The sequence below is a fragment of the Streptomyces sp. NPDC088745 genome (genome assembly GCF_044751045.1).
GTDB lineage: Bacteria > Actinomycetota > Actinomycetes > Streptomycetales > Streptomycetaceae > Streptomyces > Streptomyces cremeus.
The window spans coordinates 1-25575 of record NZ_JBIVLB010000004.1 but is presented as its reverse complement, the minus strand read 5'-3'; the positions used below and the strand labels follow the sequence as shown (position 1 = coordinate 25575).

Annotated in this window: 14 protein-coding genes, 1 tRNA gene and 1 rRNA gene; 4 read left to right on the top strand and 12 right to left on the bottom strand. The window is 71.9% G+C overall.

All coding sequences use genetic code 11. The annotated features are described in order from the left end of the window. Positions 1–23: 23 nt before the first annotated feature. The 3 genes from ACIP93_RS13010 (at position 24) to ACIP93_RS13000 (ending at position 6874) form a co-directional block, all read left to right on the top strand. Positions 24–4709 (top strand): DEAD/DEAH box helicase, encoded by a 4686-nt coding sequence (locus ACIP93_RS13010; RefSeq protein ID WP_401757984.1) that lies wholly within the window; start codon positions 24–26, stop codon positions 4707–4709. A 479-nt stretch (positions 4710–5188) separates the two neighbouring features. Beyond that, a complete protein-coding gene (locus ACIP93_RS13005; RefSeq protein WP_401757982.1) occupies positions 5189–6043 on the top strand; it encodes an Fpg/Nei family DNA glycosylase in 855 nt (284 codons plus the stop codon). A gap of 33 nt (positions 6044–6076) precedes the next feature. Next, positions 6077–6874, top strand: a complete 798-nt coding sequence (locus ACIP93_RS13000) for an SDR family NAD(P)-dependent oxidoreductase (RefSeq protein ID WP_401757980.1) — start codon at positions 6077–6079, stop codon at positions 6872–6874. Here ACIP93_RS13000 and ACIP93_RS12995 read toward each other — a convergent pair. The 10 genes from ACIP93_RS12995 to ACIP93_RS12950 form a co-directional block, all read right to left on the bottom strand. Next, positions 6822–7133: a hypothetical protein gene (locus ACIP93_RS12995; protein WP_401757978.1), complete on the bottom strand. Its 312-nt coding sequence runs from the start codon at positions 7131–7133 to the stop codon at positions 6822–6824. The two genes, ACIP93_RS13000 and ACIP93_RS12995, sit on opposite strands and share 53 nt — an antisense overlap. A gap of 134 nt (positions 7134–7267) precedes the next feature. Further along, on the bottom strand, positions 7268–7738 hold the full coding sequence (locus ACIP93_RS12990; protein WP_345217318.1) for a DNA starvation/stationary phase protection protein: 471 nt from the start codon (positions 7736–7738) through the stop codon (positions 7268–7270). Positions 7739–7971: 233 nt separating this feature from the next. Continuing rightward, a complete protein-coding gene (locus tag ACIP93_RS12985; protein WP_345217317.1) occupies positions 7972–8367 on the bottom strand; it encodes a helix-turn-helix transcriptional regulator in 396 nt (131 codons plus the stop codon). 109 nt (positions 8368–8476) lie between these two features. Continuing rightward, entirely contained in the window at positions 8477–8989 is a 513-nt protein-coding gene (locus tag ACIP93_RS12980) for a CinA family protein (protein WP_380836529.1), read from the bottom strand. Next, positions 8986–9642, bottom strand: coding sequence for a CDP-diacylglycerol--glycerol-3-phosphate 3-phosphatidyltransferase (pgsA, locus tag ACIP93_RS12975; RefSeq protein ID WP_401757975.1), 657 nt, complete (start codon positions 9640–9642; stop codon positions 8986–8988). Before pgsA ends, ACIP93_RS12980 begins: the two co-directional genes overlap by 4 nt. Further along, the gene (gene rimO / locus ACIP93_RS12970; RefSeq protein ID WP_401757973.1) at positions 9639–11147 is read right to left on the bottom strand and encodes a 30S ribosomal protein S12 methylthiotransferase RimO; all 1509 of its coding nucleotides are present in this window, start codon (positions 11145–11147) and stop codon (positions 9639–9641) included. The genes pgsA and rimO overlap by 4 nt, the downstream gene beginning before the upstream one ends. Positions 11148–11341: 194 nt before the next feature. Continuing rightward, the gene (locus ACIP93_RS12965; protein ID WP_401757971.1) at positions 11342–12199 is read right to left on the bottom strand and encodes a helix-turn-helix domain-containing protein; all 858 of its coding nucleotides are present in this window, start codon (positions 12197–12199) and stop codon (positions 11342–11344) included. 296 nt (positions 12200–12495) lie between these two features. Beyond that, the gene (locus ACIP93_RS12960) at positions 12496–15345 is read right to left on the bottom strand and encodes a DNA translocase FtsK (RefSeq protein ID WP_401757969.1); all 2850 of its coding nucleotides are present in this window, start codon (positions 15343–15345) and stop codon (positions 12496–12498) included. A 254-nt stretch (positions 15346–15599) separates the two neighbouring features. Continuing rightward, positions 15600–16283 carry a response regulator gene (locus ACIP93_RS12955; protein WP_345217312.1) on the bottom strand — a complete coding sequence of 228 codons (684 nt, stop codon included), beginning with the start codon at positions 16281–16283 and terminating at the stop codon, positions 15600–15602. A gap of 327 nt (positions 16284–16610) precedes the next feature. After that, a complete protein-coding gene (locus ACIP93_RS12950) occupies positions 16611–22031 on the bottom strand; it encodes a HAMP domain-containing protein (RefSeq protein WP_345217311.1) in 5421 nt (1806 codons plus the stop codon). Between the two features lie 387 nt (positions 22032–22418). On the opposite strand from ACIP93_RS12950, the gene ACIP93_RS12945 reads away from it, so the two are divergent. Further along, positions 22419–25058, top strand: a complete 2640-nt coding sequence (locus tag ACIP93_RS12945; RefSeq protein ID WP_401757967.1) for a SpoIIE family protein phosphatase — start codon at positions 22419–22421, stop codon at positions 25056–25058. A gap of 94 nt (positions 25059–25152) precedes the next feature. Here ACIP93_RS12945 and ACIP93_RS12940 read toward each other — a convergent pair. Next, a tRNA-Thr gene (locus tag ACIP93_RS12940) sits at positions 25153–25225 on the bottom strand. Positions 25226–25482: 257 nt separating this feature from the next. Then, positions 25483–25575: ribosomal RNA gene (rrf, locus tag ACIP93_RS12935) — 5S ribosomal RNA — on the bottom strand; the annotation flags it as partial.

The window sequence follows — 25575 nt, the reverse complement described above, 5'->3', positions numbered from 1 at the left end:
GTGCCAAGGTGCACGATGGGGCCATGGTGAGGACCGCGCTCGACTCGTTCTCCCCCGCGACCAGGGGCTGGTTCACGGGGGCCTTCCGTACGCCCACGGCCGCGCAGGAGGGGGCGTGGCGGGCCATCGGCGAGGGCTCCGACGTGCTGGTCGTCGCCCCGACCGGCTCGGGCAAGACGCTCGCCGCGTTCCTCGCCTCACTGGACTCCCTGGCCTCCACTCCCCCGCCCGCGGAGGCCAAGAAGCGCTGCCGGGTGCTGTACATCTCCCCGCTGAAGGCCCTGGCGGTCGACGTCGAGCGCAACCTCCGCAGTCCGCTGACGGGCATCCGCCAGGAGTCCGTCCGCCTCGGCCTGCCCGAGCCGGACATCAAGGTCGGCATCCGCTCCGGGGACACCTCCCCGGCCGACCGCCGCGCGATCGCGAACAAGCCGCCGGACATCCTCATCACGACCCCCGAGTCGCTGTTCCTGATGCTCACCTCGTCCGCGCGCGACGCCCTGGAGGGCGTGGAGACGGTGATCCTGGACGAGGTGCACGCCGTCGCGGGCACCAAGCGCGGCGCGCACCTCGCCCTGTCCCTGGAGCGGCTGGACGCGCTGCTGCCCCGGCCGGCCCGCCGGATCGGCCTGTCCGCGACCGTCCGGCCGGTCGACGAGGTGGCCCGCTTCCTGTCCCCGCAGCGCCGGGTCGAGATCGTCCAGCCGCCCTCGGGCAAGGTCTTCGACCTGTCGGTGGTCGTGCCGGTCGAGGACATGGGCGAACTGGGCGGCTCCCCCGCCAAGGACGACGACCAGGGCGACAAGCCCTCCATCTGGCCGCAGGTGGAGGAGAAGATCGCCGACCTCGTCCAGGCGCACCGCTCGACGATCGTCTTCGTCAACTCCCGCCGCCTCGCCGAGCGCCTGTGCAACCGGCTGAACGAGATCGCGTACGAGAGGGCCACCGGCGAGGCCCTTCCCGAGGGCGGCTCCCCGGCCGAGCTGATGGGGCAGGCCGGGGCCGCCCAGGGAGCCCCGCCGCTCCTGGCCCGCGCGCACCACGGCTCGGTCTCCAAGGAGCAGCGCGCCCTCGTGGAGGAGGACCTCAAGGCGGGCCGCCTGCCCGCCGTGGTCGCCACCTCCAGCCTCGAACTGGGCATCGACATGGGCGCGGTGGACCTGGTGATCCAGGTCGAGTCCCCGCCGTCCGTGGCCTCCGGCCTCCAGCGCGTGGGCCGGGCCGGCCACCAGGTGGGCGCGGTGTCGACGGGCGTCGTGTTCCCCAAGTACCGCGGCGACCTCGTGCAGGCGGCCGTGGTCACCGAGCGCATGCGGTCCGGGTCCATCGAGTCGCTCCGCGTCCCGGCCAACCCCCTCGACGTGCTCGCCCAGCAGCTCGTCGCGATGGTCGCGCTGGACTCCTGGCAGGTGGACGACCTCCTCGCCCTCACCCGCCGTGCCGCGCCCTTCGCCGCTCTCCCCGATTCGGCCTTCACCGCCGTTCTCGACATGCTCGCCGGGCGCTACCCCTCGGACGCCTTCGCCGAGTTGCGCCCGCGCGTCGTCTGGGACCGCGTCGCGGGCACGGTCACCGGCCGCCCGGGGGCGCAGCGCCTGGCCGTCACCTCCGGCGGCACCATTCCCGACCGCGGACTGTTCGGCGTCTTCCTCGCCGGGTCCGACCCGAAGAAGGGCGGCGGCCGGGTCGGCGAGCTGGACGAGGAGATGGTGTACGAGTCCCGCGCGGGCGACGTCTTCACCCTCGGCACGACGTCCTGGCGCATCGAGGACATCACCCGCGACCGCGTGCTGGTCTCCCCCGCCCCGGGCGTCCCCGGCCGGCTCCCGTTCTGGAAGGGCGACCAACTGGGCCGCCCCCTCGAACTGGGCCGAGCGCTCGGCGCGTTCCTCCGCGAGATCGGCAACCTGAAGCCCGACAAGGCCCGCGCCCGCCTCCAGGAGGCGGGCCTGGACGACTGGGCGGCCGACAACGTCCTGTCGTACCTCGACGAGCAGCGCCGCGCCGCGGGGCACGTGCCGGACGACCGCACGATCGTCGTCGAGCGGTTCCGCGACGAGCTCGGCGACTGGCGAGTGGTCGTGCACTCCCCGTTCGGCGCCCAGGTGCACGCCCCGTGGGCGCTGGCGCTCGGGGCCCGCCTCGCCGAGAAGTACGGCATGGACGCCCAGGTGATGCACGCCGACGACGGCATCGTGCTGCGGCTGCCGGACGCGGACCTGATGGGCCTCGACCTCATGGGGCTGGACCCGCTCGACGCCCCGGCGAAACCCCTGGGCGCCGAGTACGACGACAACCAGGCCCCGATCAGTGCCGCCGACACCCTCTTCGACGCGGGCGAGGTCGCGCAGATCGTCACCGACCAGGTCGGCGGCTCCGCCCTGTTCGCCGCCCGCTTCCGCGAGTGCGCCGCCCGCGCGCTGCTGCTGCCCCGGCGCAGCCCCGGCAAGCGCACCCCGCTGTGGCAGCAGCGCCAGCGCGCCTCGCAGCTCCTCCAGGTGGCTTCCGAGTTCGGTTCCTTCCCGATCGTGCTGGAAGCGGTCCGCGAGTGCCTCCAGGACGTCTTCGACGTCCCCGGCCTGACCGAGCTGATGGGCGACATCGAGGCCCGCCGGGTGCGCCTGGTCGAGGTCACCACCACCGAGCCGTCCCCCTTCGCCCGCTCCCTCCTCTTCGGCTACGTCGCCCAGTTCCTGTACGAGGGTGACTCCCCCCTCGCCGAACGGCGCGCGGCGGCACTCTCCCTGGACTCCCGTCTGCTCGCCGAGCTCCTCGGCCAGGCGGAGCTGCGCGAACTGCTCGACGCCGACGTCCTGACCCAGTTGGAGCAGGAACTCCAGTGGCTCACCGAGGACCGCCGGGTCAAGGACGTGGAGGGCGTCGCCGACCTGCTGCGGATGCTCGGCCCGCTCACCACCGCCGAGCTGACCGCCCGCGGCGCGGACGCCCGGTGGCCGCGCGACCTCGCCGACGCACGCCGCGCGATCCAGGTCCGTATCGCGGGAGAGGACCACTGGGCCGCCGTCGAGGACGCCGGGCGTCTGCGCGACGCGCTGGGCACCGCGCTCCCGGTGGGCGTCCCCGAGTCCTTCACCGAGCCGGTCAAGGACCCCCTCGGCGACCTCCTCGCCCGCTTCGCGCGCACCCACGGCCCGTTCACCTCCGCCACCGCCGCCGCCCGCTTCGGCCTCGGCGCGGCCGTCACCGACGGGGCACTGCACCGGCTCGCCGCGAGCGGCCGGGTCGTCCAGGGCGAGTTCCACCCGGCCGGCATCGGCCAGGAGTGGTGCGACGCGACGGTCCTGCGCCGCCTGCGCCGGCGTTCCCTGGCCGCGCTGCGCCAGGAGCTGGAGCCGGTCGACCCGGCCGCCCTCGCCACGTTCCTCCCCCAGTGGCAGGGCTACGGGAGCGGCGGTCTGCGCGGCATCGACGGGCTGGTGCGCGCCGTCGAGCAGTTGCAGGGCGCACCGGTCCCCGCGTCCGCCCTGGAGAAGCTCGTCCTGCCGCACCGCGTCTCCGGCTACACCCCCGCCCTCCTCGACGAGCTCACCACCACCGGCGAGGTCGTCTGGGCGGGCGCGGGCGCACTCCCGGGCAAGGACGGCTGGGTCTCCCTCTACCTCGCCGACGCCGCCCCCCTGCTCCTCCCCGCGCCGCACCCCCTGGAACTCTCGGCGCTCCACGAGTCGATCCTGACCGCCCTCTCCGGCGGTTACGGGCTCTTCTTCCGCCAGATCGCCGACCAGGTCCGCGCCACCACCCACCCCGACGCCTCCGACCCGCAGTTGGCCGACGCGCTGTGGGACCTGGCCTGGTCGGGCCGCCTCACCAACGACACGCTCGCCCCGCTGCGCGCCGTCCTCGGCTCGGGCCGCACCGCCGGGGCCACGGCGCACCGCGCGAAACGCTCGGTCCCCCGCGGCCGTTACGGCTCCCTCACCGGCGCCGCCCGCGCCGTGTCCCGTACGGGACCGCCCACGGTCTCCGGCCGCTGGTCCCGGCTGCCCGCCCCGGAGCCCGACCCCACCCACCGCGCCCACGCCCTGGCCCGTACCCTCCTGGACCGGCACGGCGTCGTCACGCGCGGCGCGGTGGCCGCCGAGGGCGTCGCGGGCGGCTTCTCCGCGGTCTACCGCGTCCTCGCCGCGTTCGAGGACAGCGGGCAGGCCCGCCGGGGTTACGTGGTCGAGGGGCTCGGCGCGGCCCAGTTCGCCATGGACGGCGCGGTCGACCGCCTGCGCGCCGCGGCGACCGCCCGCGACCGCACCGAGGGCGACGCCCCGAACCGGGCCGTCGTCCTGGCCGCCGCCGATCCCGCCAACGCGTACGGGGCGGCCCTGCCCTGGCCCGAACCGCCCGCCGGCGTCACCCACAAGCCGGGCCGCAAGGCGGGCTCCCTGGTCGTCCTGGTCGACGGCGAACTCACCCTCTACATGGAACGCGGCGGCAAGACCCTCCTGGCCTGGCCCGCCCAGCCGGCCCCCTCCGCCACCGACCCGGCGGCAGCCACCCCCGCCCCCGACGAAACCCCCGACGACCGCGTCCGGGCCGCCACCGAGGCCCTCACCGCCTCCGCCCGCGCGGGCGCCCTCGGCACCGTCACCGTCGAACGCATCAACAACGGCCCCGCCCTGACCTCCCCCCTGAGCCGCACCCTGGAAGCGGCGGGCTTCCACGCCACCCCGAAGGGCCTGCGCATCCGCATCTGACCCCCACGAGGGGGTCGCCCACCTCCGCACAAAGGCCCCCGACGCGTCCCGCACCGCAAAGGCGACCCACCGCCCCCCATCCCCACCCCGCCCCCACAGGCCCGACCGGCCCCCGCACGGGCGACCGAGTGCGGGGCCCCGCGCCCCTCCACACCCCGACGCGACATCCCCGCAGCAGCGCCCCACCCCCACGGCAGGGCTCCAAGCGCCCCCGACGCGACACCCCCGCAGCAGGGGCGCACCCCACGGCGCAGCTCTCCGCATACCGCCCCAGCGCCCCGCAGCGGAAGCCCGCCCCCACGTCACGACCTGCCGCACTCCCGACGCGGTACCCCGGGCGGAGCCCACCCCACAGCACGCCTCCCCGGGCCCCGCCTCAGCGCCCTCGCCCCCCACAACACGCCTCCCCACACCCTCGACGCCGCACCCCGCACCCCGAGCGCACCCCCGCACACCCCCCTCTCCCGCATCATGGACACATGCCCGAAGGAGACACCGTCTGGCACGCCGCCGCCCGTCTGCACGCGGCCCTCGCCGGACGCACCCTCACCCACGCCGACCTCCGCGTCCCCCGCTTCGCCACCTCCGACCTGACCGGCCGCGAGGTACTCGACGTCACCTCGAACGGAAAACACCTGCTCACCCGCATCGAGGGCGGCCTCACCCTGCACTCGCACCTCCGCATGGACGGCACCTGGCGGGTCTTCGCCCCCGGCGCCCCCTGGCGCGGCGGCCCCGAGCACCAGATCCGCGCGGTCCTCCAGAACACGGACGCCACCGCCGTCGGCTACCGCCTCCCCGTCCTGGAACTCCTGCCCACCGCCGAAGAACACACCGTCATCGGCCACCTCGGCCCGGACCTCCTCTCCCCCACCTGGCCCGACGACCCCGACGCCCCCGACTCCCTCCCCGCCCGCGCCGTACGCAATCTCCTCGCGGACCCCGACCGCCCCCTCGGCGAAGCCCTCCTGGACCAGCGCAATCTCGCGGGCATCGGCAACGTCTACAAGTCCGAGCTCTGCTTCCTCGCCCGCGTCACCCCCTGGCTCCCGGTCGGCGAACTGGCCCCCGACGTCCCCGCCCGCCTCGTCGCCACCGCCCACCGCCTGCTGGACTTCAACAAGGACCACCCCGACCGCCGCACCACCACCGTCGCCCGCACCTCACCCGCCACCCGCACCGTCACCTCCCCCGAACTCCTCTACGTCTACGGCCGCCGGTCCCGCCCCTGCCTGCGCTGCCGCACCCCCGTCCGCAAGGCCGACCAGGGCGACGGCTCCCGCGACCGTCCCACCTACTGGTGCCCGAAGTGCCAGGCGGGCCCCACTGGTTGACGGGTCGTCAGGTTGAGTCGTACGGTCACCGGCATGCCCCTTGCGGTACGCGTCCCCGCGTACGACCTGACCGGCCGCACCGCCTTCGTCACCGGCGCGGCCGGCGGCATCGGCCGCGCCACCGCCGTGCTCCTCGCCGGAGCCGGGGCCACCGTGCACTGTGCGGACCGCGACGCGGCGGGCCTCGCCGAGACGGCCGCCCTCGCCGAGACGGCCGCCCTCATCACCGAGTCCACCGACGGCACGCCCCGCACCCACACACTCGACGTGACGTCCCGCGCCGGACTCAAGACCGCGATGGAGAGCGCCGAGCGCCTCGACATCCTGGTCGCCGCGGCCGGAATCATGCACGTCAGCAGCGTCCTGGACACCGGCGACGCAGACCTCGACCGCGTCCTGGCGGTCAATTTCAAGGGAGTCCTGTACGCCTGCCAGGAAGCGGCCCGCCTCATGCTCCGGGCCCGGAGCCCGGGCAGCATCGTGACCGTCGCCTCCGGAGCCGTGGACGCCGCCAACGCCGGGCTCTTCGCCTACAGCACCAGCAAGGCCGCGGTCGTACAGCTCACGAAAACCCTCGCCACCGAACTGGGCCCGCACGGCATCCGCGTCAACGCGGTCGCCCCGGGCTGGATCCGCACCCCCATGACGGACAGACACGACGCCACGCTCCAGGAGAGCACCGAGGCGAGGATGGTCCGCATCACCCCGCTCGGCCGCGTCGGCCAACCCGAGGACGTCGCCCAGACGGTGCTCCATCTGGCCTGCGACGCCTCCGCCTTCACGACGGGCCAGATCCTCCGCCCGAACGGCGGCGTCGCCATGCCCTGGTAGCCCGCGACCCGGCAACCCGCGCCCCGGCCGAAACGGACCCCGCCCGCACCCGGCCCACCCGGTCCCGCCCCGCCACATGCACCGGCAGCAGGCTCAGGCCCCATCCCCCGGCCGCGACCGCCCCCTCCACCGGCCCGGCCTCCTGCGGCACCAGCGCGAGCCGCAGCACCGCCCACCACCACAGCACCCCGAACAGCAGCACCAGCGTCCCCAGGACGACCCTGCGCCCCGGGCACCGGCCCTCCAGCGGTCGCTCCATCGCTGCCTCCTCGGACCGACGCTAGCGGCGGTCGTCCACGCCCGGGAGGGCGCACCGGAAGCACAGGAAGCTTCCGGCGCACCCCACCCGCACGCCCCGGGCCTTCAGCAGCCCGGCGTCCCGGGCGTCAGCCCTCAGGCGCTCTCCGCCTGGAACATCCATGCGTGCTTCTCCAGGTCCGCCGTGAGCCCGATGATCAGGTCCTGCGTGACGGGGTCCGGGTCACCGGTCGACTCGATCCGCTCACGCATCCGGACGATCACCGCACCGAGCGCGTCGACCAGGATGCGCACCGCGTCGCTGTCCTTGATCCACCCGGTGGGCGTCTCCCCGATCGCCGAGGACCCGGCGACCGTCGCGGCCCGGCCGTCGGGGTTCACACCGAGCGCGGAGGCCCGCTCGGCCACGGAGTCGGAGTGCAGCCGGGCCGAGGTCACGACGTCGTCGAGCTGAAGGTGCACGGAGCGGAAGCGCGGACCCACCACGTTCCAGTGGACCTGCTTGGCGACCAGCGACAGGTCGACCAGGTCCACCAGCGCGCCCTGCAGCGCCTCGCCGACGGCCTTGAGATCGGCCTCGGGCAGCGTGCTCTTCACGACTGACATGGAGCGTCCTCCTCAGGAATACCGAAAAACCGGATCAGCACCATCAACCCTGCCACAACTGATCCATTTCGGTCATCCAGGGTCCGGGCGCGGAGCAGCGACCGCAGAGCGGCGTCGCAACGGCCCCGAACAGCCATGGCGCGCCCACCGCACAGCCCCGAAACGCAAAAACCGGCACCCGGGCCGACCCCACAGGGGTCGACCGGAGCACCGGTCCCGCACTCTTTCCTTCGCTAGGCAGCGACGACGTCCACCGCTTCCGCAGGTGCCTTGATCGTCACTCGCTCGGTCGGCACGCCGGACACCCCGGCTACCGACGTCACGGAGACCGAATTGAGCATCGGTCGTACCGGCTGGCGCACCGGCGTCTCGCCGGCCGCAGCCGACGCCGCCAGTTCGGCCAGGGAGAGTTCGTCGCTCACTTCCCGCATGAGCTCGGACATCCGTACATCAAGCGCGTCGCAGATAGCGGAAAGCAGCTCGGAGGATGCCTCCTTCTGCCCCCGCTCCACCTCGGAGAGATAGCCGAGCGAAACCCGGGCGGACGAGGAGACTTCGCGCAGAGTACGGCCCTGGCGCTGGCGCTGCCGACGCAGCACGTCACCCAACAGGCGACGGAGCAGAATCATCGGTGGCTCCCTCCTCGGACCGCGTAGCCGCATCCTTCACGCCCCACCGTACCGCCTCGCGGTGCAGCCGTGCGGGGAGCTATGTCGTGTTCACTCAGGGCTGCAAACATCAGATCCCCCCGTTGTGTTCCGTATCCTGTGCCCGCGCATTCTCGACCAGTTCACCGGAGAGCAGCTCGAAAGCGGCCCGTACGCTCTCTCTACGGATGTCCGATCGGCTGCCGTTCAACCCAAGCGCGGCCACTTTCCGGTTGCCGTCCGGTCCCGCGACGGCCACGAAGACGGTGCCCACAGCTTGCCCGTCCTGGGGATCGGGGCCCGCGACACCGGTCGTGGAGACACCCCAGTCGGCCCCCAGCACCCGCCGCGCCCCTGCCGCCATCTGCCGCGCGACCTCGGCGTCCACCGCCCCGCGCTCCCGCAGGAGATCACCGGAGACCCCCAGGACGTCCCGCTTCAGCTCCGTCGCGTACGCCGTCACGGAGCCCCGGAAGACCCGGGAGGCCCCCGGCACCCCGGTCAGCTCCGCGGCGACCAGGCCCCCGGTCAGCGACTCGGCCACCGCCAGGGTCTCCCCCCGCGCGGCGAGCGCCGCCAGCACCCCTGCGGCCGTGGAACTCACCCGGACCGCTCCGCCGCCAGCCCCGCCCGCCGCAGCACGATCGCCTGCCGTACGTAGTCGAGGCCCGTCACCACGGTGAGCACCACGGCCACCGCCATCACCCACCACCGGAACGTCGCCAGCGGCCCGGTCAGCGCCAGCACGTACATGCCGACCGCCGTGCCCTGCGCGAGGGTCTTCATCTTGCCGCCGCGGCTGGCCGGAATCACCCCGTGCCGGATCACCCAGAACCGCATGAGGGTGATCCCGAGCTCCCGGAAGAGAATGACCCCGGTCACCCACCACGGCAGGTCCCCGAGCCCGGACAGGCAGATCAGCCCGGCCGCCATGATCGCCTTGTCGGCGATCGGGTCGGCGATCTTCCCGAAGTCCGTGACCAGGTTGTACGCCCGCGCCAGATGGCCGTCGAAGACGTCCGTGATCATGGCGACGGCGAACGCCGCCCACGCCCACGCCCGCCAGATCGGGTCGTACCCGCCGTCGGCGAGCAGCAGCAGCACGAAGCCCGGCACCAGCACGAGCCGGACCATCGTGAGGATGTTCGCGATGTTCCACAGACTGGCCTGATTCACCGCCACGGCACCCAGCTTCCCACCGGCCACCGACGCGGCCCTGCCGGTACCGCCCGCCGCGGACGCCGGGATTCCGCTCATCTGGCCGCCTCCTTGGGAACCTCGTCACTGGCACTGGGCAGGGGCTCGGCGACGAGGTCCACGCCCTCGGTGCCGACCACCTTCGCCATGACCATACGACCGGGCGTCAACCCGTGGCCGGTGGTGAACACCACCTGGCCGTCCGTCTCCGGTGCCTGGTGGGCGGCACGGCCGGTCGCGGGCTCGTCCTCGGCGTCGTCGGAGTCCGCCGGGCGCACGGACTCGACCAGCACCTCCAGCGTCTCCCCGATGCGCTCCTCCGCCCGCTGGGCGGTGAGCTCCTCGGCGAGCCGGGAGATGTGCGCGAGCCGCGCGGCGATGGTGTCGTCGTCCAGCTTGTCCTCGTACGTCAGGGCCTCCGTGCCCTCCTCGTCGGAGTAGCCGAAGACGCCGATGGCGTCCAGCCGCGCCCCGGTGAGGAAGCGTTCCAGCTCCGCGAAGTCCTCCTCGGTCTCGCCGGGGAAGCCCACGATGAAGTTGGAGCGCACACCGGCCTGCGGGGCCTTGCCGCGGATGGTCTCCAGCAGGCCCCAGAACTGCTCGGTGGACCCGAAGCGGCGCATCGCGCGCAGCACCTTGGGCGCCGAGTGCTGGAAGGACAGGTCGAAGTACGGGGCGACCTTCGGCGTCGAGGTGAGGACGTCGATCAGGCCGGGCCGCATCTCGGCGGGCTGGAGGTAGCTGACCCGCACCCGCTCGATGCCGTCGACCTCCGCCAGCTCGGGCAGCAGGGTCTCCAGCAGGCGGATGTCGCCCAGGTCCTTGCCGTACGAGGTGTTGTTCTCGGAGACCAGCATGACCTCCTTGACGCCCTGCTCGGCCAGCCAGCGCGTCTCGCCCAGCACGTCGCTGGGGCGGCGCGAGATGAAGGAGCCGCGGAACGACGGAATGGCGCAGAAGGAGCACCGCCGGTCGCAGCCGGAGGCCAGCTTCACCGAGGCGACCGGGCTCGTGCCCAGCCGGCGGCGCAGCGGCGCGCGCGGCCCGGAGACCGGGGCGACGCCTTCCGGCAGGTCCTCGGGCACGGGGGCGGCCTCCTGCGCGTGCCCCGGCAGCGACACGTCGGCGGCCTGCCGCTCGGCCGGGCTGATCGGCAGCAGCTTGCGCCGGTCGCGCGGGGTGTGCGCCTCGACGGAACCACCGGCGAGGATGGTCTGGAGGCGGTTGGAGATGTCGGCGTAGTCGTCGAAGCCGAGGACGCCGTCGGCCTCCGGCAGGGCCTCGGCGAGGTCCTTGCCGTACCGCTCGGCCATGCAGCCCACGGCGACCACGGCCTGGGTGCGGCCGTGGTCCTTCAGGTCGTTGGCTTCGAGCAGGGCGTCGACGGAGTCCTTCTTGGCGGCCTCGACGAATCCGCAGGTGTTGACGACGGCGACATCCGCGTCCGAGGCGTCCTCGACGAGGTCCCAGCCGTCCGCTGCCAAGCGGCCTGCCAGCTCCTCCGAGTCCACCTCGTTACGGGCGCAGCCAAGAGTGACAAGGGCGACGGTGCGGCGTTCGGGCATGGACTCAAGCCTACTTCGTTCCGGCGCACGCCCGGGCCGCGAGGGGGCCGTGCGCCGCTCCTCGACGGATGTACCCCTTCCGACCTGCGACGACGTACCGACCGTGTCCGTGATCGGATCGCCGCAGGTGGAAGCGGGCAGAAGCGGTGGAAGCAGGAGGCGGGGCCGGCGCGCCCCCGTGTGCGCCCGGTGTCTCAGCCGACCTCGGGGTCGCCCTTGGTGTAGGTGAGCCGCTCGACCTGGCCGGGGCTGAAGTCGTCCTCGACCTCCTTGCCGTTCACGAAGAGCTGGACGGCGTCGGCGTCGCCGAGCACCAGGTCGAGCTTCTTCGGGTCGGTGAAGGTTTTGGAGTCGCCCTTGTTCAGGAAGCCGTCGAAGAGGATCCGGTTGTTGGACGCCCGCGCCGAGACCCAGCTCTTGGTGCCGGTCGCGACCATCTTGACGGTGACCCGGTCCTTGGGGGCGGCCGCGATGGCGCTGTCCGCCGGGCCGGGCGTCACGTCGGTCTTGGGAAGGGCGGGCTTGATGGTCCTGCCCGGCTTGGGCCTGGGGGCGGGCGCGGTGGCGGTGGCCCCCTCGGCGACGCTGCGCGTCCCGCCGGGCTCGTCGCCCCCGCTGAACATCGTGAACCCGACGAATCCGATCACCGCGACGATCGCGGCGACCATGGCGGCGGTCCAGTTGGGCCGGCGCGGCTCGGGACGGATCCGCTCCGCCTCGAACAGCGGGGCGGCGGGGGTCGGCGCGGGCCGTCCGCCGTGCTCGCCGTCGTACTGCGCGACGAGCGCCGAGGCGTCGAGGCCGACGGCGGCGGCGAGCGTACGGATGTGCCCGCGGGCGTAGACGTCGCCGCCGCAGCGGGTGAAGTCGTCGGCCTCGATGGCGTGCACGATCGGAATGCGCACCCGGGTCGACGTGCTGACTTCGTCGACCGTCAGACCTGCGGCGATCCGGGCCTGCTGGAGGGCACGGCCGATGGTGGGCCGGTCGTCTTCGGGGGAGTTGCCGGGGGAGTCCGGGACGTTGCCGTCCGGGGAGTTGCCGATGGACACGGGGGCGCCTTTCGAGCGTGAGCCACCTGCTGGAGGTTCAGTCTAGGGGGGTGACGAAAGGGTGGGGCAAGCGGGAGAGCTGTCTTTGTACGCCATCGGAACGGCGTTTTCGTACGCCGTCGCACCAGCCCGGCACCCCGGAGGCACCACGGCGCCGTCCATGGTCCCACCGCTGACGGTCCATGACGCCTCCCTCCCCTCAACTGGACGTGTCCGCAGGGGAAACGGTTGCCTCCGAACCCGTACGAGTGATGATCACTGGGCCACTCGCACGCACCCGGGAAACCGCGCACGCCCTACGAAGGAGACTCTCCCCGGATCACGGCCAGCACGCCATCCAATTCGTCGGGCTTCACGAGGACGTCACGCGCCTTGGACCCCTCGGTCGGCCCCACGATGTTCCGCGACTCCATCAGGTCCATCAGCCGGCCCGCCTTGGCGAAGCCCACCCGCAGCTTGCGCTGGAGCATCGACGTCGACCCGAACTGGGTGGAGACGACCAGCTCGGTGGCCTGGCACAGCAGGTCCAGGTCGTCGCCGATCTCCTCGTCGATCTCCTTCTTCTGCTTGGTGCCGACCACGACGTCGTCCCGGAAGACCGGCGCCATCTGGTCCTTGCAGTGCTGGACGACCGCCGCGACCTCGTCCTCGGTGACGAAGGCGCCCTGCATGCGGGTCGGCTTGTTGGCCCCCATCGGCAGGAAGAGCCCGTCGCCCTTGCCGATCAGCTTCTCGGCGCCCGGCTGGTCGAGGATGACCCGGCTGTCGGCGAGCGAGGAGGTGGCGAAGGCGAGCCGGGAGGGCACGTTCGCCTTGATCAGACCGGTGACGACGTCCACCGAAGGCCGCTGCGTGGCGAGCACCAGGTGGATGCCGGCGGCGCGGGCCAACTGGGTGATGCGGACGATCGAGTCCTCCACGTCCCGCGGCGCGACCATCATCAGGTCCGCCAGCTCGTCCACGATCACCAGCAGGTACGGATACGCCTGGAGCTCCCGCTCGCTGCCCTCCGGCGTCTTGAGCTTCCCCGAGCGCACGGCCGCGTTGAAGTCGTCGATGTGCCGGTACCCGAACGCGGCGAGGTCGTCGTACCGCAGGTCCATTTCCCGTACGACCCACTGGAGCGCCTCGGCGGCCCGCTTGGGGTTGGTGATGATCGGGGTGATCAGGTGCGGGATGCCCTCGTAGGCGGTCAGCTCGACGCGCTTGGGGTCCACGAGGACCATCCGTACGTCCTCGGGCGTGGCCCGGACCATGATCGAGGTGATCAGGCAGTTGATGCAGGACGACTTGCCGGAGCCGGTGGCTCCGGCGACCAGGACGTGCGGCATCTTCGCGAGGTTGGCCATCTCGTAGCCGCCCTCGACGTTCTTGCCGAGCGCCACCAGCATCGGGTGGTCGTCCTCCGCCGCGTCCGCCAGGCGCAGGACGTCGCCGAGGTTGACCATCTCGCGGTCGCTGTTGGGGATCTCGATGCCGACCGCGGACTTGCCGGGGATCGGCGAGATGATCCGCACGTCCGGGGAGGCCACCGCGTACGCGATGTTCTTGGTCAGCGCGGTGATCTTCTCGACCTTGACGGCGGGGCCGAGCTCGACCTCGTACCGGGTGACCGTCGGACCGCGCGTGAAGCCGGTGACGGCCGCGTCGACCTTGAACTCGGAGAAGACGTTCTGCAGCGACTCCACGACTGCGTCGTTGGCCGCGCTGCGCGTCTTGCCGGGCCCGCCGCGCTCCAGGAGGTCCAGGGAGGGCAGCGCGTACGTGATGTCGCCGGACAGCCGGAGCTGCTCGGCGCGCGCCGGGAGCACCGAGGGCTCCTTCGGCGGCTCCTTGGTGAGGTCCGCGACCTTGGGCGGCGCGGCCCCGGCGGGACGGCCGGGTGCCGGCGCGGCGCCGGCCGGGCGGCCCGGTTCCGGCGCGGCGGGCAGCGCGGGCTTCACCGGCGGCGCCTGCACCGCCTCCCGCGCCGACGGCACGGACGAGGTGCGCTCGGGCTCCTGCGAGACGCCCTGGGTGAGGTCCGCGACGATCGGCGACGGCGGCAGCCCGTTCATCACCGCGCCGTCCAGCGCGGCCGCCGCGGCCGCCGCGACGTCCACCGCGTCCTGCGGCCGGGCGTACGGGGACGACGGCTGCGCGGACGGGGCCCTGCGCGGCCTCCTGCGCCGTCCCGGCGCCTCCTGCTCCACCGCGTCGACGTCGTACTCCCCCGCCTCGCTCCGGCGCGCGGAGGCGCCGCGTGCGTCGGCGGGAAGCGCCTCACGCCACTGCTCGTCGTACCGCTCGTCGTCCTCCGCGACGTAGGCGGCGAGCTCCTCCGGCCGCGGCTCGACGACCCCGAGGCGGATGCCGAGTTGGCGCAGCCGCCGCGGAATCGCGTTGACCGGTGTCGCCGTCACCACCAGCAGCCCGAAGACGGTCAGGAGCAGCAGCAGCGGTACGGCCAGCACCTCGCCCATCGTGAAGGTCAGCGGCACCGACGCCGCCCAGCCGATCAGCCCTCCCGCGTCCTGCATCGCCTCGGTGCCGTCGCCGCGCCCCGGCGACCCGCACGCGATGTGCACCTGTCCGAGCACGCCGACGACCAGCGCGGAGAGCCCGATGACGATGCGCCCGTTGGCCTCCGGCCGCTCCGGGTGCATGATCAGCCGGATTCCCATCGCGCCCAGCAGCAGCGGCACCAGCAGGTCGAGCCGCCCGAAGGAACCGGTGACCAGCATCTTGACCAGGTCCCCGACCGGCCCGCGCAGATGCGCCCAGGTGCCGGCCGCGACGATCAGCGCGAGGCCGAGCAGCAGCAGCGCGAGGCCGTCCTTGCGGTGCGCCGGGTCGAGCCCCTTCGCGCCCCGCCCTATGCCGCGGAACATCGCGCCGACACCGTGCGCGAGACCCAGGTAGGCGCCGCGCGCCAGCCGGTACACGCCCCCGGTGGGGGACGGGGCGGGCCGGGGCGCGGGGCGGACCGCCTTCTTGGCGGGCGCCTTCTTCGCCGGGGCCTTCCTGGCGGCGGTCTTCTTCGCGGGCGGTCTCGCCACGGCCTTCGCGGGCGCCGCCTTCTTCGCAGCGCCCGGCGTACGACCGGCGCGCGGCTTGGCGGTGCCCGTCGTGCCCTGGGAACCCTTGCCGGACGTACGTGAGGCCATGGGGCAAGAGGTTACCTGGGGAGACGCCTGCGGACAGGAGCGCCTACGGGTTCACCCGACCGTGTCGCCCTTCGCAGACAGCGAAATTGACGCCCCGTCGACCGCACCCGGCCGCACGAAAGCCCCATACCTGACACAACACCAGGTATGGGGCTCACGCTCCCTCACATTCCTTCACACGCCCGACGAGCGGTCGCCCACCTGACGAACGGTCACGTGCACGGCCAACGCCCACCCGCGCGCCGAGCACTCCGTCAGTTCTGCGAGGGCAGCGTCCCCGCGCCCCCGCCGGTCCCCGGCTCCAGCGCGTCGAGCGCCCGGCGCAGTCCCGTGAGCTTGCGCTCCAGATGCGCCGCCGTGGCGACCGCCGCCGCGTCCGCGGACTCGTCGTCGAGCTGCTTGGAGAGCGCCTCCGCCTGCTCCTCGACCGCCGCGAGCCGCGCGGACAGCTCGGCGAGCAGCCCCGCGGGCTCCTTCACCGCTCCCGCGTCCGCCCGGTTCGTACCCTCCAACTGGAGGCGCAGCAGTGCCGCCTGCTCCCGCAGTTGGCAGTTCTTCATGTACAGCTCGACGAAGACCGACACCTTGGCGCGCAGCACCCAGGGGTCGAACGGCTTCGAGATGTAGTCCACCGCGCCGGCCGCATAACCCCGGAAGGTGTGATGCGGACCGTGGTTGATCGCGGTGAGGAAGATGATCGGGATGTCCCTCGTCCGCTCCCGCCGCTTGATGTGCGCGGCGGTCTCGAACCCGTCCATGCCCGGCATCTGCACGTCCAGCAGGATGACCGCGAAGTCATCGGTAAGCAGTGCTTTGAGCGCTTCCTCCCCTGACGATGCCCGCACCAGTGTCTGATCGAGCGCGGAGAGAATGGCCTCCAGCGCCAACAGATTCTCCGGCCGGTCATCGACCAGGAGGATCTTGGCCTTCTGCACCATGGCCCGTCCTCCTCGCCCCGGCAGTGCACCGGGCGCCGCCCCGGAGGACGACTCCCTTGCGTCGCCCGTCCTTGTGCCGGTCATGGTAGCCGTACCCTGCCGGTCGCCACACCCTGTCACCGCGATGTCACTGTGCACGTAGCAAAAACGCATCGGGAGACCGATAGGTTCCCCGATTCCCGTGCTCTCACACGCCGTCGGCCACAGTCAGTCAGCACGTCCCGGCGACCCGGCCCGTCAGCACGACCGCCCGCGGCACGCACCGCCGCACGGTCCGGTGCACACACCACCGTACGGTCAGGCGCGCGCCCACGGAGCGCCGGGGCTCTACTCCTCCCCGCGCATCCACCGTTCCATCACACCGAGCAGATGGTCCGGGTCCACCGGCTTCGTCACGTAGTCCGAGGCACCCGAGTCGATCGCCTTCTCCCGGTCGCCCTTCATCGCCTTCGCGGTGAGCGCGATGATCGGCAGCCCGGCGAACTGCGGCATCCTGCGGATCGCCGTCGTCGTCGCGTAACCGTCCATCTCCGGCATCATGATGTCCATCAGCACGACCGTCACGTCGTCGTGCTGCTCCAGGACCTCGATGCCCTCGCGTCCGTTCTCCGCGTACAGCACCGCGAGCCCGTGCTGCTCCAGAACGCTCGTCAGGGCGAAGACATTGCGGATGTCGTCGTCGACGATGAGCACCTTCTCACCGGAGAACCCGAACGTCCGCCGCTCCTCGGGCGCACTCTCCTGCCCGCCCTGCTGCTGTCCGGCCCACGGCTCCTGCGGCGTGCTGCCGGCCGCTGCCGGGGCGGCGGTCCTGCCGGGCAGCGCGGGCCGCTCCTCGGCCTGCCCGATCGCCTTGCGCCGCCGCCGGAAGAGCCCGGCCGAACCCGTCTGCGGTTCGTTGCGTACGACACCCAGGTGGTACGGAGGGGACGCCGCGTCCGGTGACGTCGGGGCCTCCTGCTGCTGCGCCCGGCGCGGCAGTTCGAGCCCGCCGGGACTGACCTGCGGATAGCCCTGCGGGGGCAGCTCACTGGGGTGCAGCGGCAGGTACAGGGTGAACGTCGAGCCGCGGCCCGGCTCGCTCGCCGCGTGGATCTCGCCGCCGAGCAGGCGGGCGATCTCCCGGCTGATGGACAGGCCCAGGCCCGTACCGCCGTACTTCCTGCTGGTCGTCCCGTCGGCCTGCTTGAACGCCTCGAAGATGACCCGCATCTTGCTGGCGGCGATGCCGATGCCGGTGTCGGTGACCGAGAAGGCGATCAGGTCCCCGTCGGAGTCCCGCAGCGACCCCGCCTCCAGCAGTTGCTCGCGGATCTCGTGCGGTACGTCCGCGTTGGCGGGCCGGATCACCAGCTCGACGGCTCCGGTGTCGGTGAACTTCACCGCGTTGGACAGCAGGTTGCGCAGCACCTGGAGGAGGCGCTGCTCGTCGGTGTGCAGGGTGGCGGGCAGCTCCGGGGAGACCCGTACCGAGAAGTCGAGTCCCTTCTCCGCGGTGAGCGGCCGGAAGGTGGCCTCCACGTAGTCGACGAGCTGGACCAGCGCGATCCGGGTCGGCGAGACGTCCATCTTGCCCGCCTCGACCTTGGACAGGTCGAGGATGTCGTTGATGAGCTGGAGCAGGTCGGAACCGGCCCCGTGGATGGTCTCGGCGAACTCCACCTGCTTCGGGGAGAGGTTCCCGTCGGCGTTGTCGGCGAGCAGCTTGGCCAGGATCAGCAGCGAGTTGAGCGGGGTGCGCAGCTCGTGCGACATGTTCGCCAGGAACTCCGACTTGTACCGCATGGAGACGGCGAGCTGTTCGGCCCGCTCCTCCAGGACCTGCCGGGCCTCCTCGATCTCGGTGTTCTTCACCTCGATGTCGCGGTTCTGCCGCGCCAGCAGCTCGGCCTTCTCCTCCAGTTCGGCGTTGGACTCCTGGAGGGCCTTCTGCCGGTTCTCCAACTCCTCGCTGCGTTCGCGCAGTTGCTCCGTCAGCTCCTGCGACTGCTCCAGCAGCACCTCGGTCTTCGTGTTGACGCTGATGGTGTTGACGCTGGTCGCGATCAGGTCGGCGATCTGGTTCAGGAAGTCCCGCTGGATCTGCGTGAACGGCTGGAACGACGCCAGCTCGATCACGCCCAGCACCTGCCCCTCGAAGAGCACCGGCAGCACGATCACGTGCGCCGGCGGTGCCTCCCCGAGCCCCGAGGAGATCTTGAGATACCCCTCGGGCGCCTTGAACTGCATGGTCCGCTTCTCCTCGGCGGCGGTCCCGATCAGGGTCTCCCCCGGCCGGAAGACCGTCGGCATCGAACCCGCCGAGTACCCGTAACTCCCGCGCATCCGCAGTTGGTACGAGCGCTCCGCGTCCGCGCCGACCTCCGCGCCCTTGGCCGCGGACGACCCCGACGGCATCGCCAGGAAGAACGCGCCCTGCTGCGCCGAGACGACCGGCGTCAGCTCGCTCATGATCAGCGAGGCGACGTCGTCCAGGTCGCGGCGGCCCTGCATCAGGCCCGAGATGCGGGCCAGGTTGCCCTTGAGCCAGTCCTGCTCCTCGTTGGCGAGGGTGGTGTCGCGCAGGTTGGAGATCATCGTGTTGATGTTGTCCTGGAGCTCCTGGATCTCCCCGGCGGCGTCCACGTCGATCTTCAGGTTGAGATCGCCCCTGGTCACCGCGGTGGCGACCTTCGCGATGGCCCGCACCTGACGGGTCAGGTTGCCGGCCATCTCGTTCACCGACTCGGTGAGGTCGCGCCAGGTGCCGTCGACGTCCCGCACCCGCGCCTGGCCGCCCAACTGCCCGTCGGTGCCCACTTCGCGGGCCACCCGCGTCACCTGCTCGGCGAACGACGACAGCTGGTCGACCATCGTGTTGATGGTGTCCTTCAGGTCCTGGATCTCGCCCCGCGCGTCGATGTCGATCTTCTTCGTCAGGTCGCCCTTCGCGATGGCCGTCGTGACGGTCGCGATCTGCCGCACCTGGCCGGTCAGGTTGGACGCCATCGAGTTCACCGACTCGGTGAGGTCCTTCCACGTACCCGCGACTCCGGGCACCCGGGCCTGGCCGCCCAGTTGGCCCTGCGTGCCCACCTCGCGGGCCACCCGGGTGACCTCGTCGGCGAACGACGACAGGGTCGTCACCATGGTGTTCACCGTGTCGGCCAGCTCGGCGACCTCGCCGCGCGCCTCGACGGTGACCTTCTTCGTCAGGTCGCCGTTGGCGACGGCGGAGGACACCCGGGCGATGTTCCGCACCTGCGAGGTCAGGTTGTTGGCCATCGTGTTGACGTTGTCGCTGAGGTCCTTCCAGATGCCGGTGACCCCGCGCACCCTGGCCTGACCGCCGAGGATGCCTTCGGTGCCCACCTCGCGGGCCACCCTGGTGACCTCGTCGGCGAAGTTGGAGAGCTGGTCCACCATCGTGTTCACGGTCGTGACGAGGTCGAGGATCTCGCCCTTCGCGTCCACGGTGATCTTCTTCGACAGGTCGCCCTTGGCCACCGCCGTCGTCACCTCGGCGATGTTCCGTACCTGAGAGGTCAGGTTGTTCGCCATGAAGTTCACGGACTGAGTGAGGTCCTTCCAGGTCCCGCTCACTCCCTGCACCTCGGCCTGACCGCCGAGCATGCCCTCGGTGCCCACCTCCCGGGCCACCCGGGTCACCTGCTCCGCGAAGTTCGAGAGCTGGTCGACCATCGTGTTGAGGGTGTTCTTCAGCTCCAGGATCTCGCCGCGCGCGTCCACGTCGATCTTCTGCGACAGGTCGCCGCGCGCCACCGCCGTGGCGACCTGCGCGATGTTGCGCACCTGGGCGGTGAGGTTCCCGGCCATGCCGTTCACCGAGTCGGTCAGATCACGCCACACACCGGCGACGCCCGGCACCTGCGCCTGCCCGCCGAGCCGCCCTTCCGTACCCACCTCGCGCGCGACCCGCGTCACCTGGTCCGCGAAGGCCGAGAGCTGGTCGACCATCGTGTTGATGGTGTTCTTCAGCTCCAGGATCTCGCCGCGCGCGTCCACGTCGATCTTCTGCGACAGGTCGCCCCGCGCCACCGCCGTCGTCACCTGGGCGATCTGGCGCACCTGCGAAGTCAGGTTCCCCGCCATGAAGTTGACGGAGTCGGTGAGTTCCTTCCACGTACCGCTGACGCCGTCGACGCGCGCCTGCCCGCCGAGCCGCCCCTCCGTGCCCACGTCCCTGGCCATCCGCGTGACCTGATCGGCGAACGCGGACAGCTGGTCGACCATCGTGTTGACGGTGACCTTGAGCTCCAGCATCTCGCCGGACACGTCGACGGTGACCTTCTGCGACAGGTCGCCGTTGGCGACCGCCGTCGTCACCTGCGCGATGTTGCGCACCTGCCCGGTGAGGTTGCGGAAAGCCGTGTTGACCGAATCGGTCAGGTCCTTCCAGGTCCCGGCCGCCCCCGGCACCTGCGCCTGCCCGCCCAACTGCCCCTCGACGCCGACCTCGCGGGCCACCCGCGTCACTTCGGAACCGAAGGACTGGAGCTGGTCCACCATCGTGTTGACGGTGTTCTTCAGCTCCAGCATCTCGCCGGCCACGTCGACGGTGACCTTCTGCGACAGGTCGCCGTTGGCCACCGCCGTCGTCACCTGCGCGATGTTGCGCACCTGGTCGGTGAGGTTGCGGAAGGCGGTGTTCACGGAATCCGTGAGGTCCTTCCAGGTCCCCGCCGCCCCCGGCACCTGCGCCTGCCCGCCGAGCAGTCCTTCCCCGCCGACCTCGCTCGCGACCCGGGTGACCTCGTCGGCGAACGTCCGCAGCGTCTCGGTCATCTGGTTGATCGTCTCGGCGAGCTGCGCGACCTCGCCGCGCGCGTTGACCGTGACCTTCCGCGACAGGTCGCCGCTCGCCACCGCCGTGGTGACCTCCGCGATGCCCCGCACCTGCGAGGTGAGGTTCCCCGCCATCAGGTTCACGGAGTCCGTGAGGTCCTTCCACACCCCCGCCACCCCGGGCACCTGCGCCTGACCGCCGAGCTCGCCCTCGGTGCCGACCTCCCGCGCGACCCGCGTGACCTCGGAGGAGAACGACGAGAGCTGGTCCACCATCGTGTTCACGGTGTTCTTCAGCTGGAGCATCTCACCGGCCACGTGCACCGTGACCTTGCGCGACAGATCGCCCTTGGCCACCGCCGTCGTCACGAGCGCGATGTCGCGCACCTGAGCCGTCAGCCGGTACGCCATCGTGTTGACGGAGTCCGTGAGGTCCTTCCACGACCCGGACATCCCGCGCACCTGCGCCTGCCCGCCGAGCTTGCCCTCGGTGCCGACCTCCAGCGCGACCCGCGTCACCTCGTCCGTGAACGCCGACAACTGGTCGACGAGGTTGTTGACCGTCCGCCCGACCTTGAGGAACTCACCGCGCAACGGATGCCCGGCGCCCTCCTCGCGCGCCTGCGACCGCAGCTCCATCCGCTGCTCCAGGTCGCCCTCCGCCACCGCCGACAGCACCCGCCCGACCTCGGACACCGGTCGTACGAGGTCCTCCACCAGCGCGTTCGACGCGTCGATCGCCGCCGCCCAGGACCCCTCGCAGGACCCGGTCTCCAGCCGCTCCGCGAGCTTGCCCTCCCGGCCGACCATGCGCCGCACCCGTGCCAGCTCACCCGTCAGATGGAGATTCCGGTCGGCGACCTCGTTGAACACAGCGGCGATCTCGGCCATCACCCCGTCGCCGGAGACCGTCAGCCGCTTCCTGAAGTTCCCGTCCCGCATCGACACCAAGGCCGCCAGCATGCGGTTCAGCGCAGCCGTGTCCACCTCGGTCGTCCCACTGTTCCGGGACCGTCCGCCCTTTGTGCGCGTGCTCCTGCCCCGCGCCGCCACGCCAGACTCCACCGTGTCCCTCCCGCAGGGATCGACCGTACTTCCCAGGTCTTCGCTGGAAGCTTTCCCAGTCTTCCACCTTGCCGCACCGCCGTGTTCGGCAGGCGACGCGTGACGCCTCCGGCGCCAAATCGTTGAAGCATACAGTCACCGGGTCGGCCCGCCCCGTCGCCCGGCCCTTCCCCGTACGTTCTCGGGACGCAGTGGCACAACGCGTCGGGCGACCGTCTAGCCTGGCAAAGGCGAATCGAAGCCGCGAGAAACGGGCACAGGACTCGGGGAAGCGACGAACACCACATGGGGAGTGCTGTGATCACGGCGCGGGCGGCGGCCACTTTCGACCCGGTCGGACGGTCGGTGGCGACTGCCCGGGCCTTCGTACGCGACACGCTCCAGGGCTGGGGGCATTCCGAGCTGGTCGACGACGCGGTCGTCCTCACCAGCGAACTCGTCACCAACGCGGTCGTCCACGCGGGCACCCAGGCGGACGTCCTGTGCCTGCGCACCGAGGAAGGCATCCGCGTCGAGGTCGGCGACCGCTACCCCGAGCGCGAGGTCCCCCTCCAGGGCGCCGGCTTCAATCTGGGCGGCCCCGACCGGGAGGGCGGCCGCGGCCTCCTCCTGTGCGCCGCCCTCGCCTCCAAGTGGGGCGTCGAGTACACCCCGACCCAGAAGCACGTCTGGTTCCAACTCGACCTCCCCCAGCGCCCGGTCGGCACCCGCGTCGCGGGCCCGGTCCTCCCCGACCGGCTGCTCCCGGTCGCCGACGGCCGCATCCGCGTCGCCGTCGTGCAGATAGACCGCGGCGGGTCCATCGCCTCCTGGAACGAGGACGCGCAGGACCTCTTCGGTTACGCCGCCGAGCAGGTCACCGGCAAGCCCCTCACCGACCTCACCGCCTGGCCGCAGACCCCCGGCATCGGCACGGGCATCGCCGAGGCCCTCCAGATGTCCCGCTGGGAGGGCAGTTACGGCATCCGCGGCGCGGACGGCCGCGTCATCCCCGTGTACGCCTCCCACCTGCGCGTCCGCGACAACGAGGGCGAGCCGTCCACCATCTGCCTCCTGGTGCGGGAAGTGGAGCGCGCCGTCCTGCAGACCCCCCAGCGCACCGCGGCGGCCGACCCGGCGGGCGGTTCCCTCACCGAGGGCCGCACCACCGACCCCTTCGAGGTCTTCATCGGTTCCCCCGCCCCCGACGACCTGGACGGCCTCCTCCAGCGCACCGTCGAGCGCGCCCGCGACATGCTCGACGCCGACTCCGCCTTCCTCCTCCTGGCCACCGACGACGAAACCGAACTGGAGGTACGGGCCACCACCGGCCTGCCCTCCGCCCGCCAGCGCTTCGCCCGCGTCCCCGTCGAGGCCGGCACCGGCAGGTACGGCTCCGCCCGCATGCCCGCCGTCCACGAGGACCTGATCGCCGTCCCCGGCGCGGTGCCCCTCCTGGGCGGCACCGGGATGCGTTCCGTCGTGACCGTCCCGCTGAAGGTCGAGGGCCGCCTCACCGGCTCGCTCGGCGTCGCCGCCGAAGCCCCCGGCCGGTACACCAACGACGAGGCGCTGCGCCTGCAGTTCGCCGCCGACCGCATCGCGCTCGCCGTCGAGTCCGCCCGCCTCGGCGAACTCGAACGCCTCCGCCGCGGCTCCCTCTCCTTCCTCGTCGAGGCCTCCGACCTGCTGGCCGGCACCCTCGACCGCGACCAGACCCTCGCCCTGATGGCGCAGATGACGGTCCCCACCCTGGCCACCTGGTGCGCGGTCTACACGATCGCCGACCCGGCGTCCGCCCCCTACCTCTCCTACGTCCTCCACGAGGACGAGGAACGCATCGACGGCCTCAAGGCCCTCCTGTCCCGCGTCAGCCCGCCCGACCCGGTCCCCACCCCCGGCGCCCGCATCTGGAACGTCCCCGGCGAGGCCGCCCACCAGGCGGCTCTCCGCACCTCCATGCGCAGCCTCGGCCTGGGCTCGACCCCCCAGCTGGGCTCCGGAATCGGCACCACCCTCGCGACGGCCGCAGCCGTCGGCGGCGAAACCGTCGTCCTCCCGCTGGTGGCCCGCAACCGCGTCATCGGCATGCTGACCCTCGGCAAGCCCACCGACGACCACTTCCGCCAGGAGATCCTCGAACTCGCCGAGGACCTCTCCCGCCGCGCCGCCCTGGCCCTGGACAACGCCCGCCTCTACTCCGAGCGCATGGCCATCAGCCAGTCCCTTCAGCGCAGCCTGCTCCCCCCGGAGCGGCCGAACGTGCCGGGCATGGAGGTCGAGGTCATCTACCGCGCGGCCGGCGAGGGCAACGAGGTCGGCGGCGACTTCTACGACATCTTCCCGATCCGCGACGGGGTCTACGGCTTCGCCATCGGCGACGTCTGCGGCACGGGCCCCCAGGCCGCCGCCGTCACGGGCCTCGCCCGGCACGCCCTGCGCCTCCTGGCCCGTGAGGGCTTCGGCGGCCCAGCCGTCCTGGAACGCCTCAACGCCGCCATCCTCGACGAGGGCGAGCGCAGCCGCTTCCTGACCCTCCTGTACGGAGAGCTGTGGCCCCAGGAGGACGGCAGCTCCGTCCTCAAACTGGTCTGCGCGGGCCACCCCCTCCCACTCCGCCTCCGCCAGGACGGCACGGTCACGCCCGCCGCCGAACCCCAGCCCCTTCTGGGCGTCATGGACGACCTGGAGCTCTACGAGGAGACCCTGACCCTCTACCCCGGCGACGTCCTCCTCTGCGTCACGGACGGCATCACCGAGCGCCGCGAGGGCACCCGCATGCTCGGCGACGACGGCCTGGCCGAAGTCCTCTCCGGCTGTACGGGCCTGACCGCTGGCGCCATCGCCGCCCGCGTCCTGCGCACCGTGGAACGCTTCGCCGCGGAACCCGCCTCCGACGACATGGCCATCCTCGCCATGCGCGTCCCGGAGCCCCTCCAGAACTGACTGCCGCGCGCACTGCGGCCCGCGGCCTCTCCCCCGACTCCCAACACGAAGAAGGCCCCCCGCCTGGTGGCGGGGGGCCTTCTTCCTTCTGCTGAGCCCCCATGCGGAATCGAACCGCAGACCTTCTCCTTACCATGGAGACGCTCTACCGACTGAGCTATAGGGGCCTCGTTGCGCCTTGCTGTTCTGCTCGGCTTCAACGAGATAGATCATACCCATAAAAAGTCAGAACTCCGAACCACATCTTCTGGCCCCCCGCGCTCACCTCTGCCGCCAGGCACACATACGGCCAAACCCTGACAAGGCCCTTGCCGTACGGCCGGCGAACCCACTCCCCGTGCCCCCCATGCCTCCCCCCAAGCGACCCCGAACGCAGAAAAGCCCCGCACCATGAATGGTGCGGGGCTTTCCCGTATCAAAACTTGTTCGGCGGCGTCCTACTCTCCCACAGGGTCCCCCCTGCAGTACCATCGGCGCTGAAAGGCTTAGCTTCCGGGTTCGGAATGTAACCGGGCGT

Coding starts and splice junctions, on each gene's coding strand:
- pgsA (WP_401757975.1), bottom strand. CDS start 9,642: ATGAGCGGAATCCCGGCGTCCGCGGCGGGCGGTACCGGCAGGGCCGCG.
- ACIP93_RS13010 (WP_401757984.1), top strand. CDS start 24: ATGGTGAGGACCGCGCTCGACTCGTTCTCCCCCGCGACCAGGGGCTGG.
- ACIP93_RS12960 (WP_401757969.1), bottom strand. CDS start 15,345: ATGGCCTCACGTACGTCCGGCAAGGGTTCCCAGGGCACGACGGGCACC.
- ACIP93_RS12995 (WP_401757978.1), bottom strand. CDS start 7,133: ATGGAGCGACCGCTGGAGGGCCGGTGCCCGGGGCGCAGGGTCGTCCTG.
- ACIP93_RS13005 (WP_401757982.1), top strand. CDS start 5,189: ATGCCCGAAGGAGACACCGTCTGGCACGCCGCCGCCCGTCTGCACGCG.
- ACIP93_RS12990 (WP_345217318.1), bottom strand. CDS start 7,738: ATGTCAGTCGTGAAGAGCACGCTGCCCGAGGCCGATCTCAAGGCCGTC.
- ACIP93_RS13000 (WP_401757980.1), top strand. CDS start 6,077: ATGCCCCTTGCGGTACGCGTCCCCGCGTACGACCTGACCGGCCGCACC.
- ACIP93_RS12985 (WP_345217317.1), bottom strand. CDS start 8,367: ATGATTCTGCTCCGTCGCCTGTTGGGTGACGTGCTGCGTCGGCAGCGC.
- ACIP93_RS12955 (WP_345217312.1), bottom strand. CDS start 16,283: ATGGTGCAGAAGGCCAAGATCCTCCTGGTCGATGACCGGCCGGAGAAT.
- rimO (WP_401757973.1), bottom strand. CDS start 11,147: ATGCCCGAACGCCGCACCGTCGCCCTTGTCACTCTTGGCTGCGCCCGT.
- ACIP93_RS12945 (WP_401757967.1), top strand. CDS start 22,419: ATGGGGAGTGCTGTGATCACGGCGCGGGCGGCGGCCACTTTCGACCCG.
- ACIP93_RS12950 (WP_345217311.1), bottom strand. CDS start 22,031: ATGCTGGCGGCCTTGGTGTCGATGCGGGACGGGAACTTCAGGAAGCGG.